The 17,550-nt window shown below is 71.7% G+C and carries 19 protein-coding genes; 9 read left to right on the forward strand and 10 right to left on the reverse strand.

The features are described from left to right. Window positions 1-99: 99 nt before the first annotated feature. Together groL and groES are read right to left on the reverse strand one after the other, a co-directional pair. On the reverse strand, window positions 100-1,740 hold the full coding sequence (gene groL / locus AB0B97_RS16655; RefSeq protein WP_357494411.1) for a chaperonin GroEL: 1,641 nt from the start codon (window positions 1,738-1,740) through the stop codon (window positions 100-102). A gap of 70 nt (window positions 1,741-1,810) precedes the next feature. Beyond that, a complete protein-coding gene (gene groES / locus AB0B97_RS16660; RefSeq protein WP_030330046.1) occupies window positions 1,811-2,125 on the reverse strand; it encodes a co-chaperone GroES in 315 nt (104 codons plus the stop codon). A 259-nt stretch (window positions 2,126-2,384) separates the two neighbouring features. On the opposite strand from groES, the gene AB0B97_RS16665 reads away from it, so the two are divergent. From AB0B97_RS16665 to AB0B97_RS16700, 8 genes are all read left to right on the forward strand, one after another. Continuing rightward, window positions 2,385-3,581 carry a methyltransferase domain-containing protein gene (locus tag AB0B97_RS16665; protein ID WP_357494413.1) on the forward strand — a complete coding sequence of 399 codons (1,197 nt, stop codon included), beginning with the start codon at window positions 2,385-2,387 and terminating at the stop codon, window positions 3,579-3,581. A 10-nt stretch (window positions 3,582-3,591) separates the two neighbouring features. Then, the gene (gene ybaK / locus AB0B97_RS16670) at window positions 3,592-4,071 is read left to right on the forward strand and encodes a Cys-tRNA(Pro) deacylase (RefSeq protein WP_357494415.1); all 480 of its coding nucleotides are present in this window, start codon (window positions 3,592-3,594) and stop codon (window positions 4,069-4,071) included. 178 nt (window positions 4,072-4,249) lie between these two features. Beyond that, window positions 4,250-5,344 (forward strand): substrate-binding domain-containing protein, encoded by a 1,095-nt coding sequence (locus AB0B97_RS16675; protein WP_234591082.1) that lies wholly within the window; start codon window positions 4,250-4,252, stop codon window positions 5,342-5,344. Window positions 5,345-5,459: 115 nt separating this feature from the next. Continuing rightward, on the forward strand, window positions 5,460-6,278 hold the full coding sequence (locus tag AB0B97_RS16680) for an ATP-binding cassette domain-containing protein (RefSeq protein ID WP_234591084.1): 819 nt from the start codon (window positions 5,460-5,462) through the stop codon (window positions 6,276-6,278). Continuing rightward, window positions 6,275-7,537 carry an ABC transporter permease gene (locus AB0B97_RS16685; protein ID WP_357494417.1) on the forward strand — a complete coding sequence of 421 codons (1,263 nt, stop codon included), beginning with the start codon at window positions 6,275-6,277 and terminating at the stop codon, window positions 7,535-7,537. Before AB0B97_RS16680 ends, AB0B97_RS16685 begins: the two co-directional genes overlap by 4 nt. Before the next feature lie 22 nt (window positions 7,538-7,559). After that, window positions 7,560-8,741, forward strand: coding sequence for an ROK family protein (locus AB0B97_RS16690; protein WP_234591089.1), 1,182 nt, complete (start codon window positions 7,560-7,562; stop codon window positions 8,739-8,741). A 19-nt stretch (window positions 8,742-8,760) separates the two neighbouring features. Then, a complete protein-coding gene (locus AB0B97_RS16695) occupies window positions 8,761-9,069 on the forward strand; it encodes a DUF1707 domain-containing protein (protein ID WP_234591092.1) in 309 nt (102 codons plus the stop codon). Between the two features lie 168 nt (window positions 9,070-9,237). Continuing rightward, window positions 9,238-9,978: a DUF4142 domain-containing protein gene (locus AB0B97_RS16700; RefSeq protein ID WP_234591094.1), complete on the forward strand. Its 741-nt coding sequence runs from the start codon at window positions 9,238-9,240 to the stop codon at window positions 9,976-9,978. Window positions 9,979-10,001: 23 nt separating this feature from the next. On the opposite strand, the gene AB0B97_RS16705 is transcribed toward AB0B97_RS16700, so the two are convergent. The 4 genes from AB0B97_RS16705 to tsaB are packed head-to-tail and all read right to left on the reverse strand — an operon-like array spanning window position 10,002 to window position 12,469. After that, complete coding sequence (locus AB0B97_RS16705; protein ID WP_039906914.1) at window positions 10,002-10,256, reverse strand: hypothetical protein; 255 nt, start codon at window positions 10,254-10,256, stop codon at window positions 10,002-10,004. Window positions 10,257-10,270: 14 nt separating this feature from the next. After that, window positions 10,271-11,317, reverse strand: coding sequence for a tRNA (adenosine(37)-N6)-threonylcarbamoyltransferase complex transferase subunit TsaD (gene tsaD, locus AB0B97_RS16710; protein ID WP_357494420.1), 1,047 nt, complete (start codon window positions 11,315-11,317; stop codon window positions 10,271-10,273). Then, complete coding sequence (rimI, locus tag AB0B97_RS16715; protein WP_357494422.1) at window positions 11,310-11,795, reverse strand: ribosomal protein S18-alanine N-acetyltransferase; 486 nt, start codon at window positions 11,793-11,795, stop codon at window positions 11,310-11,312. Before rimI ends, tsaD begins: the two co-directional genes overlap by 8 nt. After that, a complete protein-coding gene (tsaB, locus tag AB0B97_RS16720) occupies window positions 11,792-12,469 on the reverse strand; it encodes a tRNA (adenosine(37)-N6)-threonylcarbamoyltransferase complex dimerization subunit type 1 TsaB (RefSeq protein ID WP_357494424.1) in 678 nt (225 codons plus the stop codon). Before tsaB ends, rimI begins: the two co-directional genes overlap by 4 nt. A 683-nt stretch (window positions 12,470-13,152) precedes the next feature. On the opposite strand from tsaB, the gene AB0B97_RS16725 reads away from it, so the two are divergent. Beyond that, window positions 13,153-13,857 (forward strand): helix-turn-helix transcriptional regulator, encoded by a 705-nt coding sequence (locus tag AB0B97_RS16725; RefSeq protein WP_357494426.1) that lies wholly within the window; start codon window positions 13,153-13,155, stop codon window positions 13,855-13,857. A gap of 146 nt (window positions 13,858-14,003) precedes the next feature. Here AB0B97_RS16725 and ung read toward each other — a convergent pair whose 3' ends face one another. The 4 genes from ung to alr form a co-directional block, all read right to left on the reverse strand. Then, a complete protein-coding gene (gene ung / locus AB0B97_RS16730; protein WP_357494428.1) occupies window positions 14,004-14,705 on the reverse strand; it encodes a uracil-DNA glycosylase in 702 nt (233 codons plus the stop codon). A 75-nt stretch (window positions 14,706-14,780) separates the two neighbouring features. Beyond that, entirely contained in the window at window positions 14,781-15,263 is a 483-nt protein-coding gene (tsaE, locus tag AB0B97_RS16735; RefSeq protein WP_357494430.1) for a tRNA (adenosine(37)-N6)-threonylcarbamoyltransferase complex ATPase subunit type 1 TsaE, read from the reverse strand. Beyond that, complete coding sequence (locus tag AB0B97_RS16740; RefSeq protein ID WP_357494432.1) at window positions 15,260-16,363, reverse strand: alpha/beta hydrolase; 1,104 nt, start codon at window positions 16,361-16,363, stop codon at window positions 15,260-15,262. Before AB0B97_RS16740 ends, tsaE begins: the two co-directional genes overlap by 4 nt. After that, the gene (gene alr, locus AB0B97_RS16745; protein ID WP_234591121.1) at window positions 16,360-17,481 is read right to left on the reverse strand and encodes an alanine racemase; all 1,122 of its coding nucleotides are present in this window, start codon (window positions 17,479-17,481) and stop codon (window positions 16,360-16,362) included. The genes AB0B97_RS16740 and alr overlap by 4 nt, the downstream gene beginning before the upstream one ends. Window positions 17,482-17,550 lie beyond the last annotated feature (69 nt).

Consider the following 17,550-nt stretch of genomic DNA (forward strand, 5'->3'; position numbering starts at 1 on the left):
CGGGTCGCCAACCACGTCAGCGCTTGGTAATGATCGCGGAGACGAACCGGGGCACACCGCCGTACGACGGTGTGCCCCGCAACGGGTGTCGCTACCGGATCAGAAGCCCGGGCCGTGCTGGTGGCCGTGGCCGTGGCCGTGCCCACCGGCGGCGGCCGGCTCGGCCTGCTCCGGCTTCTCCACCACGAGGCTCTCGGTGGTGAGCAGCAGACCGGCGATCGAGGCGGCGTTGGTGACCGCGTTGCGGGTCACCTTCACCGGGTCGATGATGCCGGACTTGGCCAGGTCGACGTACTCGCCCTTGGCGGCGTCGAGACCGTTGCCCCACTCCATGCCGGCGACCTTCTGCGTCACGACGTAACCGTCGTGACCGGCGTTCTGCGCGATCCAGCGCAGCGGCTCGACCAGCGACTTGCGCACGATCGAGACGCCGACCTTCTCGTCACCGGTGAAGCCCAGGTCGTCGTCGAGCACCGGAAGGATCTGCACCAGGGCGGCGCCACCGCCGGGCACGGTGCCCTCCTCGACCGCGGCCTTGGTCGCCGCGATGGCGTCCTCGATGCGGTGCTTGCGCTCCTTCATCTCGACCTCGGTCGCCGCACCCACCTTGATCACGGCGATGCCGCCGGAGAGCTTCGCCAGCCGCTCGGCCAGCTTCTCCCGGTCCCAGTCGGAGTCGGAGGCCTCGATCTCCTTGCGGATCTGCGAGACCCGGTCGTCGACATCGGCCTTCTGGCCGCCGCCGTCGACGATCGTGGTGTTCTCCTTGTCGACCACGACGCGCCGGGCGCTGCCGAGCACCTCCAGGCCGACCTGGTCGAGCTTGTAGCCCAGCTCCGGGGCGACCAGCTCCGCGCCGGTGGAGATCGCGATGTCCTGGAGCATGGCCTTGCGCCGGTCGCCGAAGCCCGGGGCCTTGACCGCGCAGACCTTGAGGGTCTTGCGCAGCGAGTTGACCACCAGGGTGGAGAGCGCCTGACCGTCCACGTCCTCGGCGATGATCAGCAGGGGCTTGCTGTTCTGCAGGACCTTCTCCAGCAGCGGCAGCAGCTCCTCGATCGCCGAGATCTTCTGGGTGGTGACCAGGATGTACGCGTCCTCCAGGACGGACTCCTGACCCTCCAGGTCGGTGACGAAGTTCGGCGAGATGAAGCCCTTGTCGAACTGGAGACCCTCGGTCACTTCCAGCTCGGTGGTGAGCATCGAGCCCTCCTCGACGGTGATGACACCGTCGCGGCCGACCCGCTCCATCGCCTCGGCGATCAGCTCGCCGATGGTGGCGTCCTGCGCGGAGATCGTCGCCACGTTCGCGATCGACTCCTTGCCGGCGACCTCGACGGCCCGGCCGAGCAGCGCCTCGGAGACCTTGGCGGCCGCCGCGTCGATGCCCCGCTTGAGGCCGGCCGGGTTGGTCCCGGCGGTCACGTTGCGCAGGCCCTCGCGGACCATCGCCTGCGCCAGCACGGTCGCGGTGGTGGTCCCGTCGCCGGCGACGTCGTTGGTCTTGGTCGCCACCTCCTTGACCAGCTGCGCGCCGAGGTTCTCGTAGGGGTTGGTGAGCTCGATCTCCTTGGCGATGGTCACACCATCGTTGGTGATCGTCGGCGCACCGAATTTCTTGTCCAGGACGACGTTGCGCCCGCGCGGGCCGAGGGTGACCTTGACCGCGTCTGCGAGGGCGTTGACACCGTGCTCCAGCAGGTGCCGGGCGTCGTCCGAGAAGCTCAGGATCTTCGCCATGAATGTCCCTTCGAAGCGACGCTGCCCCGGCCCGGCGAGCCGGACCGGGGCAGCGACACTGATCGGTTGCTTACTTCTCGATGACCGCGAGGACGTCGCGGGCGGAGAGCACCAGGTACTCCTCGCCGGCGTACTTGACCTCGGTGCCGCCGTACTTCGAGTAGAGGACGGTGTCGCCGACCTGCACGTCAACCGGAACCCGGTTGCCGTTGTCGTCGACGCGCCCCGGGCCGACAGCGAGGACGGTGCCCTCCTGCGGCTTCTCCTTGGCGGTGTCGGGGATCACGATGCCCGACGCCGTGGTGGTCTCAGCCTCGTTCGCCTGGACCACGATGCGGTCCTCGAGCGGCTTGATCGCAACCTTGGTCGCGGTAGTCACGGGCATACCCTCCTGGGGTACTGGTTTCGTTGCCGGCCAGCGGGGCTGACCAGCGTCAATCTGCCTCATGCCACCGGGCGGGGCCGTCGTCGCGGGTGCCGGTCCGCCTGGCGTGCGCACCCGGGTCGCGAGACCCGGAAGCTGGCACCCTCAGGGTGAGAGTGCTAATCGCAGGTTATTCCGTGGCTAGCACTCCGTCAAGGAGAGTGCCAGCGAGTCGCGCCCCGCCAGCCGGTATTTCCGCCTCGGCCGGGACAATGGCCGGGTGGATCTCGAACAGCTGGCGGCGCTGCGTACCCCTGAGGGGTCGGCCGCCCTCACGGCGGCGGCCGGGCTGGCCGGCGGTGATCCACTGGCGGCGGCGTCGGCGTTGCGCGCCGCCGGGGTGCCGCCCGCGCTGGCCGCGGCGGCGCTCACCCAGGCCGAGCTGCGTCACCGGGCGGTCGGCAAGTTCGGCCCGGCCGCCGCCGGGATGTTCCTCACCCGGGCCGGGCTGGAGCAGGCCACCCGCCGGGTCGTCGCCGAGCGTCGCGCCGAGCGCCTGCGCGCGGCGGGCGTACGCACGCTGGCCGACCTCGGCTGCGGCCTCGGCGCCGACGCGCTCGCCGCCGCCCGCTCCGGCATCCGGGTGTACGGGGTGGAGGCCGACCCGGTGACCGCCGCGATGGCCGCCGCCAACGCCGCCGCCGCGGGGCTGGCCGAGCTGTTCACTGTCGAGTGCGGCGACGCCACGGCGTTCGACGTCTCGCGGGTCGACGGCGTCTTCTGTGACCCGGCCCGACGCACGAGCGGCACCGGTCGGCGGATCTTCGACCCGCGCGCCTACTCGCCGCCGTGGGACTTCGTCACCGGGCTGGCCGAGCGAGTGCCGCGCACGGTGGTGAAGGTGGCGCCGGGCCTGGACCACGCGCTCATCCCGGCGGGCGCGGAGGCGGAGTGGGTAGGCGTGGACGGCGACCTGGTCGAGGCCGCGCTCTGGTGCGGCGACCTGGCCCAGGTGCCCCGCCGCGCGACCCTCCACCGGCAGGTGGGCGCCGAGACGCACCGTTTCCAGCTCACCGGCTCGGGCGCCACCGAGGCGTCGGTCGGGCCACCGCGTCGCTACCTGTACGACCCGGACCCGGCGGTGGTCCGCGCGCATCTCGTCGCCGAACTGGCCGACCAGCTGGACGCCACGCTGGCCGACCCGAGCATCGCCTACCTCTACGCCGACCGGCCGACCCGCACCCCGTACGCCAGGTGTCTGGAGATCACCGACGTGCTGCCGTTCTCGCTCAAGCGCCTGCGGGCGTTGCTGCGCGAGCGGCGGGTGGGCCGGGTGGAGATCCTCAAGCGGGGCTCCGCGCTCACGCCGGAGCAGTTGCGGCGGGATCTGCGGCTGGCCGGCGACCAGGCGGCGAGCCTGGTGCTCACCCGGACGGCCGGGGCACCGACCGTGTTGGTCGGCCACCCGGTCCACTAGCGTCGTCGGTGTGGCGGGACAGGGCACTCCGGCGACGGCGCTGCTGGGCAAGCGTGGGATCGCGTATCGCACCCATCCGTACCGGGTCTCCCCGGACGCGCCGAACTACGGCGCGCTGGTCGCCGAGGCGCTCGGCGTGGCGCCCGAGCGGGTGTTCAAGTCACTGGTGACCGAGGTCGACGGCGCGCTGACCGTGGCGGTCGTTCCGGTCACCGGCGAGCTGGACCTCAAGGCGCTCGCGGCGGCGGTCGGCGGCAAACGGGCGACGATGGCCGACCGGGCGGTCGCCGAGCGGGCCACCGGCTACGTGCGGGGTGGGATCAGCCCGCTCGGGCAGCGCCGACGCCTGCCCACCGTGCTTGACGAATCCGCGCTGGATCTGCCGACGATCTACGTCTCGGCTGGTCGACGCGGCCTGCAACTCGAACTGGCCGCGGCGGATCTGGTGGCGCTGACCGAGGCCCGCACCGCGCCGTTGCAGACCCGCTGACGACAGTCGTTACGTCGGCTCCCCGTGGGATACCCGGGGAGTAACAGTCGCGTTGCTGAATTGTTATCGCTTCCAACAAACTTGGCACCTGCGCGGTCTTGTGGGACCAGTGTGACGCGAAATACGTTGCCGGACACAACAAAACAACACCTCCCCCACCTCCGAAAGGACCCTGCACATGCGTAAGGGGATCCTCACCATCGCCGCCGTGGGCCTGCTCGCGACCGGCGGTTTGACCGCCTGCGGCGACGACTCCGGCTCCGACAAGCCCAGCTCCGCCAAGACCCCCAAGATCGGCGTCATCCTCCCGGACAGCAAGTCCTCCGCCCGGTGGGAGACCGCGGACCGCAGGTTCCTGGAAGAGGCGTTCAAGGCCGCCGGCGTCAAGTACGACATTCAGAACGCCCAGAACGACAAGACCGCCTTCCAGACCATCGCCGACCAAATGATCACCAGCGGCGTCACCGCCCTGATGATCGTCAACCTGGACTCCGGCACCGGTAAGGCAGTGCTCGACAAGGCCAAGTCGCAGGGCGTCGCCACCATCGACTACGACCGGCTCACCCTGGGCGGCTCCGCCCAGTACTACGTCAGCTTCGACAACGAGACCGTCGGCAAGCTCCAGGGCGAGGGCCTGTCGAAGTGCCTGACTGAGAAGAACGTCAAGAACCCCGTCGTGGCGTACCTGAACGGCTCCCCCACCGACAACAACGCCACCCTGTTCAAGGCCGGCTACGACTCGGTGCTCAAGCCGAAGTTCGACTCCAAGGAGTACGTCAAGGGCCCCGAGGACGCCGTGCCGGCCTGGGACAACGCGCAGGCCACGACGATCTTCGAGCAGCAGCTCACCAAGGCCAACGGCAAGATCGACGGCGTGCTGGCCGCCAACGACGGTCTCGGCAACGCGGCCATCTCGATCCTCAAGAAGAACAAGCTCAACGGCAAGGTGCCGGTGACCGGCCAGGACGCCAGCACCGAGGGCCTGCAGAACATCCTCGCCGGTGACCAGTGCATGACCGTCTACAAGGCCGTCCGCGAAGAGGCGAAGGCCGCCTCCGACCTGGCCATCGCGCTCGCCAAGGGCGAGAAGAAGGACACCGGCCAGACGGTGAAGGACCCGGAGGGTGGCCGTGACGTCCCCTCGGTGCTGCTCACCCCGAAGGCCATCTACAAGGACAACATCAAGGACGTCATCGCCGACGGCTACGTGACCAAGGAGACGGTCTGCACCGCGGCGTACGCCAAGGCCTGCGCCGACGCCGGCATCAGCTGACCGACGCCGCAGTACCCGCCGGGACGACCACCGCCGCCCGGCACGGGAGCACCCCTCCCGTGCCGGGCGGCGCCCGCCGGACGGGCCCCGACCCTCCCTTAAGAAGGAGACCCCCGTGTCCGCGACCCCCCTGCTGGAGCTCCGCGGGATCGACAAGAGTTTCGGTCCCGTCCAGGTGCTCCGCGACGTCGCCCTGACCGTCCACCCGGGCGAAGTGACCGCTCTGGTCGGCGACAACGGCGCCGGCAAGTCGACCCTGGTGAAGTGCATCAGCGGCATCTACCCCACCGACGCCGGTGAGGTCCTGTTCAACGGCGAACAGGTGCACATCGGCAGCCCCCGCGACGCCGCAGCCCTCGGCATCGAGGTCGTCTACCAGGACCTCGCGCTCTGCGACAACCTGGACATCGTGCAGAACATGTTCCTCGGCCGGGAGAAGCACAGCGGCATCGTCCTGGACGAGCCGACCATGGAACAGCTTGCCGCCGAGACCCTTGCGGGGCTCTCCATCCGTACCGTCACCTCGCTTCGCCAGCACGTGTCCAGCCTCTCCGGCGGTCAGCGCCAGACCGTGGCCATCGCCAAGGCGGTGCTGTGGAACAGCAAGCTCGTCATCCTGGACGAGCCGACCGCGGCGCTCGGTGTGGCACAGACCGCGCAGGTCCTCGAACTGGTCCGCCGCCTCGCCGACAACGGCCTGGCCGTGGTCCTCATCTCGCACAACATGAACGACGTCTTCGCCGTCTCCGACCGGATCGCCGCGCTGTACCTCGGCCAGATGGTCGCCCAGGTGAAGACCACCGACATCACTCACGCCCAGGTGGTTGAGCTGATCACCGCCGGCCGCTCGGGCGGGCTCGGCCTCGCCACCGACCCGGGCGGCAACGGCGACGGCCCGCAGGCGGCCGACTCGATCTCAGGAGGCGTCCGATGACCACCACCGCCGTGCGCAAGGACGGCCCGGCGGCCGTCAAACCGCCGCCGACCGTCGGGAGACACGCCCGCAACTACATCAGTCGGGTACGCGGTGGCGACGTCGGCGCGTTGCCGGCCGTGCTCGGCCTGATCGTGCTCTGCACCGTGTTCGCGGTCATGCGGCCGTCGTCGTTCCTGTCGGCCGGCAACTTCGCCAACCTCTTCACCCAGGGCGCCGCGGTCACGCTCATCGCGATGGGTCTGGTCTTCGTGCTGCTGCTCGGCGAGATCGACCTCTCCGCCGGCTTCGCCAGCGGCGTCTGCGCGGCGGTACTGGCCAACGTGGTCACCGTGCTCGGCTACCCCTGGTGGGTTGCGGTGCTCGCCGCGATCGCCACCGGCCTTGTCATCGGCACCACCCTCGGCATGCTCGTCGCGAAGGTCGGTATCCCGTCCTTCGTGGTCACCCTCGCCGGCTTCCTCGCCTTCCAGGGCATCGTGCTGCTGCTGGTGAAGGAGGGCACCAACATCTCCGTCCGCGACAACGTGCTGGTCGCCATCGCGAACCGCAACCTCAGCCCCGCCCTGGGCTGGGCGTTCGCCATCCTCGCGGTCGCCGGCTACGCGGCGGTGCAACTGCTGCGGCACCGCAACCGGGTGGCCCGCGGCCTGATCACCGACCCGATCGCCGTGGTGGCGCTCCGGATCGCCGGGCTCGCCATCATCCTCGGCACCGCCGTGTACGTCCTCAACCTGGAGCGCAGCCGCAACGTCCTGATCAGCTCGCTCAAGGGCGTGCCGATCGTGGTGCCGATCATCGCGGTGCTGCTGGTCGTCTGGACCTTCGTCCTGCAGCGCACCAGCTACGGCCGGCACATCTACGCCGTGGGCGGCAACCGGGAAGCGGCCCGCCGGGCCGGCATCGGCGTCGACCGCATCCGGATCTCGGTCTTCATGATCTGCTCGTCGATGGCCGCCGTCGGAGGCATCGTGGCGGCCAGCCGAGCCAACTCGGTCGACCCGAACACGGGGGGCAGTAACGTACTGCTCTACGCGGTCGGCGCGGCAGTCATCGGCGGCACCAGCCTCTTCGGCGGCAAGGGCCGTGTCCTCGACGCCATCCTCGGCGGCGCGGTGGTCGCGGTCATCGAAAACGGAATGGGCCTGATGGGGTACAGCGCGGGAGTCAAGTACGTGGTCACCGGCGTCGTGCTGCTGCTCGCCGCCAGCGTCGACGCGCTCTCCCGCCGTCGCGCGGCAGCCACCGGCACCCGCTGACCGCGCGGAAGGTAGCACCAGCATGCGCCCGGCACCCAGCCAGGAGGAGGTCCGGAGGCAGAACCTCGGGGCCCTGCTGCGGCACGTGCACGTCCACGGGGCGACCACCCGGGCCGAACTCACCACCGCGCTGGGACTGAACCGGAGCACCATCGGCGCGCTCACCGTCGACCTGGCCAGCGTCGGACTGGTCAGCGAGGGAACGCCGAAGGAGACCGGCCGGGCCGGACGACCGTCCATTGTCGTCCGGCCCGAGTCGGCCCGGGTGTACGCGTACGCGTACTCCGTCGAGGTGGACCGGCTGCGCGCCGCGAGGGTCGGCCTGGGCGGCGCGGTGCTGGACCGCCGGGAGCTGGACCGCCCACGCGGGCTGCTGGCTGCGGAGGCCGCGCCGATGCTGGCCGGCGCGGTCAAGGAGATGCAGCAGGCGGTACCCGCCGACGCGATCTGCGTCGGCACTGGCGTCGCGGTCTGCGGGATGGTCCGCCGCGAGGACGGCCTCGTCCGGCTCGGCCCCACCACGGGTTGGGTGGACGAGCCGATCGGCGCCGCGCTCGGCGCCGAACTGGGCCTCGACGTGCCGGTGACGGTCGGCAACGTGGCCGACGTGGCGGCGTTCGCCGAGCACGCCCGGGGAGTCGCGGCCGGCTGCGACAACGTCATCTACCTGTACGGGGACGTCGGCGTCGGCGCCGGCATCATCGCCGGTGGGCGGCGACTCACCGGACACGGCGGGTACGGCGGCGAGGTCGGCCACATGAAGGTGGTCCGTGACGGCATGCCCTGCGAGTGCGGCGCCCGGGGTTGCTGGGAGACCGAGATCGGTGAGCACGGCCTGCTCCGCGCGGCCGGACGGTCCGACGCCCGCGGCCGCGACGCGTTGCTTGCCGTCTTCGACGCCGCCGACCGGGGGGACGCCCGCGCCCAGACGGCGGTCCGCAAGGCCGGTGACTGGCTGGGCTTCGGGGTGGCCAACCTGGTGAACGTCTTCAACCCCGAAATGGTCATCTTCGGCGGCACCATGCGGGACCTCTACCTCGCCGCGGCCGCCCAGATCCGCAGTCGACTCAACTCCAACGCCCTCGGCGCCTGCCTGGAACACGTCCGGTTGCGCACACCCAAACTGGGCGAGGACGCGCCCCTGATCGGCGCCGCCGAACTGGCCTTCGAACGGCTCCTCGCCGACCCCCTCGACGTGGGCTGATCCGCGTACCCTGTCCGGCGTGGATGTCGAGCTGCGCGCCTCCGACGACGACCGCCACCGGGTGGTCGCCGAGCTGCACCGGCACACCACCGAGGGCCGGCTCACGCTTGACGAGTTCGACGAGCGGGCCGGCGCGGTGTGGGCCTCCCGCACCCTCGGCGACCTGGCCGCGCTGACCCGGGACCTGCCGGCCCTGCCCGACCCCGCCGCCGCGACGGCCGACGCCGGTGACCAGATCGGGCACGGCCGCCGGGAGCTGCTGGTGCTCTTCGCCGTGGCCGCACTCACCCTGCTGCTGCTCGGCGGTTTCCTCGCCGTCACCCGCTGACCGGCGTCGCGCGGAGGGCTCCGGCTCGTCCACAGCACGCATTTCCACGGGACGTACCGATGAACTGATCGGGCGATCAGTCCGTACCAGTGGGCGGACGGGCGGTCGGCAGGATGCGGCTGCCCGGTCCGAACGCGTTTCGGTCCGGACCGAGGAGGCACCGCAGACATGGCACCGCTCAGATCCGCCCGTCGTCGGCCGGGCAACCGGATGCACCGCGCGGCGATGTTGCTCATCGCGATCATCGCGGGGGTCGGTGTCCTGCCCGGAGTGGCCATCGCCGCCCCCGCCGGCGGACAGCAGCTCAACGCCGCCGACATGACACTGCTCAACGGTGTGCGGTTGGCCGGGCTGTGGGAGATGCCGGCCGGTCAGATGGCCGCCGAGAAGGGGCAGTCGGCGAAGGTCCGGGAGATCGGTGCGGGCATCGCCAACGAGCACCAGAAGCTCGACCAGCTCGTCGTGGACGCCGCCAACAAGCTCGGCGCGACCATCCCCACCGAGCCGACCGCCGAGCAGAAGGGCTGGCTGGCCGAGATGCAGAAGGCCTCCGGCGCCCGGTTCGACCAGATCTTCGTCACCCGGCTCCGGGTCGCCCACGGCAAGATCTTTCCGGTGATCGGCGCGGTCCGGGCCAGCACCCGCGACGCGACCGTCCGCAAGCTGTGCGAGGACGCCAACGCCTTCGTGCAGCACCACATGCAGATGCTGGAGTCCACCGGGCTGGTCCGCTGGCCGGAGCTACCCCCGGCGGCGCTGCCCGCCCCCGGCCAGGACGGGTTGCTGGCCGCCGCCGCGGCGAACACCGGCCCGCAGGTCGGGGTCAGCAGCACAGTCGTCTGGCTGGTCTTCCTCGCCGCGCTCGGCACCGGCGGGATCGCCACCTACCGGATGCTGCGCCGCAGCTGAACCACCGCCTCTGGTGGCCCCCGTCAGCGATCCACCTGGGTGAAGTCCCAGGAGTGCGGGGCGCGGGCCACCAGCAGGGCGGGCGGATCGGGCAACGGACGCGGGCTGCTGCGCCACTTGGAGATGACCACGACACGGTGGTCGGTGGAGGAAAAGACCTCGCTGGAAACGTGCAGAGGGTCGTGCTCCAACTCCGGCAGGGCGGTGTCGCACACCCAGGTGATCAGGTCGGCGACGCCGTACGCCTCGGCGCGCGCCTCCCACATCCGCACGATCATCTCCGGTGCCCCCGTCACACGCTGACAGTTGTCAGCGGCAGCGCCGAGTCGGCCGGCAGGTCCAGCCGGCTCGGCGCGACCCCGGCGGCGACCAGGTGCGATCCGAGCGCAGCCACCATCGCCCCGTTGTCGGTGCACAGCTTCGGCCGGGGCACCCGCACCCGGATGCCGTACTTCTCGGCCCGCTGCTCGGCCAGCGCCCGCAGCCGGGAGTTCGCGGCCACTCCCCCACCGATCACCAGCGTCTCGATCCCCTGCGCCCGGCAGGCGGCGATCGCCTTGTTGGTCAGCACGTCACAGACCGCCTCCTGGAAGGACGCGGCCACGTCGGCGACCGGCACCGGCTCGCCGGCGCGCTGCCGCGCCTCGACCCAGCGAGCCACAGCCGTCTTCAGTCCGGAGAACGAGAAGTCGTACCGGTGGGCGGCGAGATCCTTGGCGGCGGTGAGGCCACGCGGGAAGGCGATCGAGGCGGCGTCCCCGGCGCGGGCCTCCCGATCGATGGGCGGGCCGCCCGGGAACGGCAGACCCAGCAGTCGGGCGACCTTGTCGAACGCCTCACCTGCCGCGTCGTCGATGGTGGCGCCGAGCGGGGTGACGCCCCGGGCCAGGTCATCGACCAGCAGCAGCGACGAGTGCCCGCCGGAGACCAGCAGCGCGATCGCGGGTTCCGGGAGCGGGCCGTGCTCCAGGGTGTCCACCGCGACGTGCGCGGCGAGGTGGTTGACGCCGTACACCGGCTTCTCGGCCGCCAGCGCGTACCCCTTGGCGGCGGCGACGCCGACGAGCAGCGCGCCGGCCAGACCGGGCCCGGAGGTGACCGCGATGGCGTCGATGTCGGCCAGGGTGACACCGGCCTCGGTCAGCGCGCGCTGCATGGTCGGCACGATGGCTTCCAGGTGGGCCCGGCTGGCCACCTCGGGCACCACGCCCCCGAAGCGGGCGTGCTCCTCGACGCTGGACGCGAGCGCGTCGGCCAGCAGGGTGTGCCCGCGTACGATGCCGACGCCGGTCTCGTCGCACGAGGTCTCGATGCCCAGGATCAGCGGTTCGTCAGCCATGGTCGTGTGGTCCGTCCCCGGTCGGCTCGGCGTCGCGCCGCATGACCAGCGCGTCGGTGTTGCTCGATTGGTAGTAGCCGCGACGCACCCCGATCGGTTCGAACCCGTACATCGCGTAGAGCCGCTGGGCGGCGACGTTGTCCACGGCGACCTCCAGCAGGGTGCTGCGGGCGTGACGCCGGGCCGCCTCGGCGAGCAGTTCCTCCAACAGGACACGCCCGACGCCGCGGCGCTGGACGTCCCGGCGGACCGCGATGACCTGCACCCACACCTCGTCCGGTGGGGCTCCGGCGAGCCCGGCGTAGCCGAGCAGGGCGCCGTCGGCGTCGGTGGCGACCCGGTAGTGGTGCCTGTTGGCCAGCTCGTTCCAGAACATCGCCGGCGACCAGTGATCCGCGCCGAAGAGGTCCTTCTCGATGGGCATCGCCTCATCGATGTGCCACCAGCGGAACGGGTCCAGCCGTACCGTCGTGCTCACGGCAGGACCGGTTTGCGACCGATCGCCGCCACGGCGTCCGGCCTGCGCAGGTAGAGCGGGGTGAGCCGCTCGCTGGGTGCGCCCGCCCGGATCCGCTCGGCGGCGAGTTGCGCCAGCACGGTGGCCTCCGGGTAGCGCGGCTCGACCCGGACCGGCAGGTCCAGGGCTTCGGCGTAGCGGTGCGCCCCGTCGCCGACAGCGACCGTCGCCCCCAGTTCCCGGGCGCGCGCGGCGGCCACCGCCGGGGTGGACACCTCGGGCCCGACGATTCGCTGACCGGCGCCGTCGTAGACGGCCCAGTACAGCTCCTTGCGGCGGGCGTCGCTCGCGGCCAGCACCGGCTCGCCGGCCACCGCCGGGTAGCCGATGCCGTCCAGGGAACAGACGCCGTACGTCGGGACGCCGAGCACCTGCCCCATCGTGGCGGCGGTGACCAGGCCGACCCGCAGCCCGGTGAACGGCCCCGGGCCGAGCCCGGCGACGATGGCGCCCAGGTCACGCGGGCGCGCTCCGGCGTCGGCGAGGACCGCGTCAACCTGGGGCGCGAGCAGTTCACCGTGCGCGCGGGCGTCGACCGTGCACCGGTACGCCCGGGACGTCACGCCGTCCGCCGAGATCTCCACCAACGCTGCGGTCACCGCGGGGGTCGAGCTGTCCACCACGAGTACGAGCACGGTTAGCCAGCCTAGCGGCCCCGCCACCGCCGCCCGGCCACGCCCCGCCCCCTGCCTGCGCCCCGCCCTCCTTGCCTGCGGCCGTCCCCCTGCCTACGCCCGTCCCCTTGCCTGCGGCCGTCCCCTTGCCTGCGCCCAGGTCAGCCACTCACTCCTGACCGTCCTGATGCCCGGGGCGCTGGCAGTTGCAGGCCCGGCCGCACAAGCCCCGCCGCTCAAGCCCGGCTGAGCAGACCCAGCCGCAGGCCCGGCTGCCTGGGCCGCTCTAGACCGGGCCGTCCTGGCCGTTCCCACGGCGTCGTCATGGCCGTCCTGGTCGTCCAGTCCATCGAGCGGGACTGGTCGCTATCACCCGCATCGCCGTCTCGGCTGCCCTGGCCGGCCCCTCGGCCGTCTTGGCCATCCTCCCGTCGGCTGTTCTCAGTCGACCTTTGCGGGACGTCACTCAACCGGCCGGAGGCCACTTGCCGTGATGAGCGGTATACCTGTGAGTCATATTTATGACTCACAGGTATACCGCTTTTCAGGGAATGACGTCCCGGCCGCGCCGGGCCGGGGCGGCGGATCGGCCGGTCGACAGGGTGGCGGGGTGGCCGGTTCGACGGGATCTCGGACCTAGGCCACTCAGTCGTGAATTCGGCTGAGCGGTTTCTCCTTGGCCGCTCGCGGTCCACCATGTCGACATGCCGCCCACGCGCCTCGCCACCCTGCTCGGCAGGGCTGTCCGCCAGCAACGGCACCTGCGCGACCTGACCCAGTCCCAGCTGGCCGAGGCGGCGGGGATCACCCAGGCGGCTGTTGCCCGGATCGAGAGCGGCAGCCGCGCCGCGAGTTTTCCCGTGCTGGAGCGCTTGTTCGCAGCGATGGACGTGCAGATGGTGGTCGAGGTCGAGCCGCTGGACGCGCACCTCGACGCCCGCATTGACGAACTGGCTGCCCGGCCGATCGCGGAACGCATCGACGCGCTGAGCCTGGATGAGACGCTGGACCGACTCACCGACTTTCCGCAGGTGCTGACCGGCAGCACGGCGGCTCTGTTGCAGGGCGCACCGGTCCCGGTGGACGCCGTGGAGATCGCCCTGCGCTGGCACGACTCGAAACGGTTCACCCGCTGGCTCGAGGCGAACTACGGCCAGCGGTGGAACGCCCGGTGGGGCGAGTTCGGCGGGGTGTGGCTGGAGCCGGAGGAGCCGGGCGAGCACCGTTGGTCGACCCGGTACGGCGAGATCAGGGCGACCATGTGCGACGAGCTGCCCGAGACGATCGAGGTGCGTCACGGTGGGCGCGACTATCGGGTGGTGCCGCTGGTCGAGCTGGAGCTGACCGAGCCGCGGGCCGCCGAGCTGCTGCGCCGCTACCGGGCGCGGCAACTCGCTGCCGAAGGCTGACCGCGCCGCGTGGCTAAGGGTCGCGCGGTCCCGCCGGGCGGCACCGCCCCCGCCACAACAACAAGCCGGCGGCCAGGGCCCGCACCACAACAAGCCGACCGCACGGCCACGCCAATGAGCGGTCGGCCAGGGCCTGCGCCGCAGGGTCAGCCGGCGGTGCGTTCCCAGTCGATGGTGGGGCGGCCGGCGTCGGCGAGCGCCTTGTTGGCCGCGCTGAACGGGCGACTGCCGAGGAACCCGCGCGGGTTCATCGGGCTGGGGTGACCGGCCTCCAAGACCACGTGCTGCGGGTTGGTGACCAGGGCCGCCTTCTTGCGCGCGTAGCCGCCCCAGAGCAGGAAGACCACCCGCTCCGGCGCGGCGTCCAGCGCCCGGATCGTGGCGTCGGTGAACTCCTCCCAGCCCGAGTTGGCGTGCGAACCCGGCGTGGCCTGGCGCACCGTCAGCACCGCGTTGAGCAGCAGGACGCCCTGCGCGGCCCAGCCGTCGAGGTTGCCGCTGCGCGGCTTGGCCACGCCCACGTCCTCGCCCAGCTCCTTGAAGACGTTGCGCAGCGACGGCGGCACCGCCACCCCCTCGCGGACGCTGAAGCTCAACCCGTGGGCCTGCCCGGCGCGGTGGTAGGGATCCTGCCCGAGGATCAGCACCCGGGTGCTCTGCGGCGGGCAGAGCCGGTACGCCGAGAAGAGATCCTCCAACGGCGGGAAGACGGTCTGCGTCGCGTACTCCCGGGCGACGAACTCGGCAAGCGCGGCGGTGCGAGCCGGATCGAGGTGCGGGGTGAGCACGGCACGCCACTGCTCCGGCAGCAGGGCCAGCAGATCCAGGGCGGGGGCGTCGTCGGGCATCAGGAACCTCTTCCAGCGCGGGTCGGTCCCCCGCACTCTAGGCACCGGGTCCGACAGCTCCCGCGCCGACAGGCCTCAACCCAGCTCGGCGATCCGTCGGGCCCAGTCGCCACCGACCGGGTCCAGCTCGACGATCCGGGTGTCGTCGTCGCGGCGGTCGATACGGACCCGCAGGTGCGCGTCGACCAACTGCTCCACCAGGCCCTCGCCCCACTCCACCACGGTCACCGACTCGTCCACCGAGGCGTCCAGGTCCAGGTCGTCGATCTCGGCACGCGGGTCGCTGGCGGCGCCCAGCCGGTATGCGTCGGCGTGCACCAGGGCCACCCGACCACCCTGCGCCGGGTCGGGCCGGTGCACACGGGCGATCACGAACGTCGGCGAGGTGACGTCGCCGAGAACACCGAGACCCGCGCCGACGCCCTGGGTGAGCGCGGTCTTGCCGGCCCCCAGCGGACCGGTCAACAGCACCAGGTCACCGGCCCGCAGCAGCCCGGCCAGCCGGCGGCCGAACTCCCGAGTGTCCTCGACGGTCGGCAGTTTGACGACGAAACTCACCGGTCCTCCATGCTCTCGAGTGACTCGAGGAACCGCGCCAGCGCGGCGTTGACCTCGTCGGCGTGCTCCAGCATCACCACGTGACCACTGTCTTTGATCTTGATGAACTCGGCGTGCGGCAACCGCCGGACGATCTCCTCCGAGTGTGTCACCGGAGTGATCATGTCCTTGTCGCCGACGACCACCAGCACCGGCGCGTTCGCCAAGGCGGCCAGCGCCGGGAAACGCGAGTGCGTGGCCAGCGTCCGCAGGTAGCGGGTCACCGTGTCGGCGGAGGTCCGGGAGTTCATCGTCTCCACGTACGACACCAGCGCCGGGCTGGGCTTGCGGGTGCCGAAGCCGTATTTGCGGGTCAGCAACCAGGCCACGTTGGACGTGGACTTGCGGGCCTTGTCGATCACCGGGCCGCCGTACCGGGTGGCGTTGCTGACCATGAAGAGCATCGGGCCACCGACCCGGCCGAGCAGCGCCGGCGCGACCAGCTTGGTCTCCGCGATCAACCCGCCCGAGGTGGCCATCAGTACCGTGCCCACCACCCGGTCACCGAACAGCTCGGGAAACAGCTCGGCGAACGCCATGATGGTCATGCCGCCCATCGAGTGGCCGACCAGCACCAGCGGCCCCTCGGGGGCGGTCCGGTCGATGACCTGGCGCAGCGTCCGGCCGAGCACCGCCAGGTCGTACTCCCCGGTCTCCAACCGGCCGGACCGGCCGTGACCGGGCTGGTCGTACGCGACGACACGGTAGTCGCCGCGCGCGGCGAGCATCCGGCGCTGGAAGTGGAAGGTGCCCATGTCCAGGCAGAAGCCGTGCACCAGCACCACCGTCGGGTGCCCCTGCACCGGGCGGGTCGGCTCGACCACCTCGACGTGGATGTCGGTGCCGTCCGGCAGCTCCAGCCGGAACGCCTCGTCGTACCGCTGCTCGCCGAACCTCTCGTGCGCGTAGGGGTCGGCCGGGTCGGCCTTGAGCCGGCGGACCAGGGTGCGTTCGGTCGCGACGCCGGCGGCCAGGCCGGCCGCCGCCACTCCGACCGCGGCGCCGACCAGGCCGGCGACCCGGCCGACGGCGGTCCGCGGACGCGGGATGCGGTACGTCACGAGGGGCGCTCGCCGTCGTAGACGCGCGGCACCCGCGTGCTGCCGAACCGGGTGACGATCTCGTAGTTGATCGTGCCGACCGCCTCGGCCCAGTCGTCGGCCGTCGGCTCGCCGTCGGCACCGCTGCCGAACAGGGTCGCCACGTCGCCGTCGGCCACCGGGTCGTCGCCACAGTCGATCACGAACTGGTCCATGCAGACGCGCCCGGAGATCGTCCGCCGTGCACCGGCGAGCTGCACCGGCCCGGTGTTGGACGCGTGCCGGGGCACACCGTCGGCGTACCCGAGGGGCACCACGGCCAGGTTGGCGTCGGCCTCGGTCGTGTAGGTGTGCCCGTAGGAGACGCCGGTGCCGGCGGGCACCCGTTTGGTGAGCATCACCCGGGCCCGCGCGGTCATCGCCGGCCGCAGCCCGTACGTGTCGCCGGCCACCGGGGACAGGCCGTAGACGGCCAGCCCGGGGCGGACCAGGTCGAAGTGGGTGTCCGGGCGGGTCAGGGTGGCCGCCGAGTTGGCCAGGTGCCGCCAGCGGGGGCGCAGCCCGGCCCGCTCGACCATGGCCAGCCCCTCGTGGAAGGCGGCGAGCTGCCGGTCGGTGGTCGGGTGGCCGGGCATGTCCGCGTACACGAAGTGGCTCCACACACCGACCACCTCGACCAGGCCGTCGGCCTGCGCCTTCGCGGCGGCGTCGAGCAGCTCCGGCCACTCGTCGACGGTCGCGCCACCCCGGGACAACCCCGTGTCGATCTTCAGGTGCAGTCGGGCCGGGCGTCCGGCACGCCGGCTCGCCTCGATCATCTCGTCCAGTTGCGGCAGGCTGGCGGCGGCGAGGTCCACCCCGGCGCCGACCCCCTCGTGCAGCGGCAACCCCGGCGCGAGCAACCACGCCAGCACCGGCGCGGTGATCCCGGCCCGGCGCAGCGTGAGCGCCTCGTCGAGGGTGCACACGCCGAGCCAGTCGGCCCCCGCGTCCAGTGCCGCGCGGGCGGACGGGAGCATGCCGTGGCCGTACCCGTCACCCTTGACCACCGCCATCAGCTCGGCGGTGGTGCCGGAGCGGAGCCGGCTCACGTTCTCGCGGATCGCGTCAAGATCGACGCGTACCTCGGCCTGCCACATACGCCCAGCCTACTTTCCGCCCCGATCCGGTTGGGCGGCGACGCACGGCCCGGCCCGCCGAGCCGGCCA

The sequence above is a fragment of the Micromonospora sp. NPDC049004 genome, assembly GCF_040649315.1.
Taxonomy (GTDB): Bacteria; Actinomycetota; Actinomycetes; order Mycobacteriales; family Micromonosporaceae; genus Micromonospora.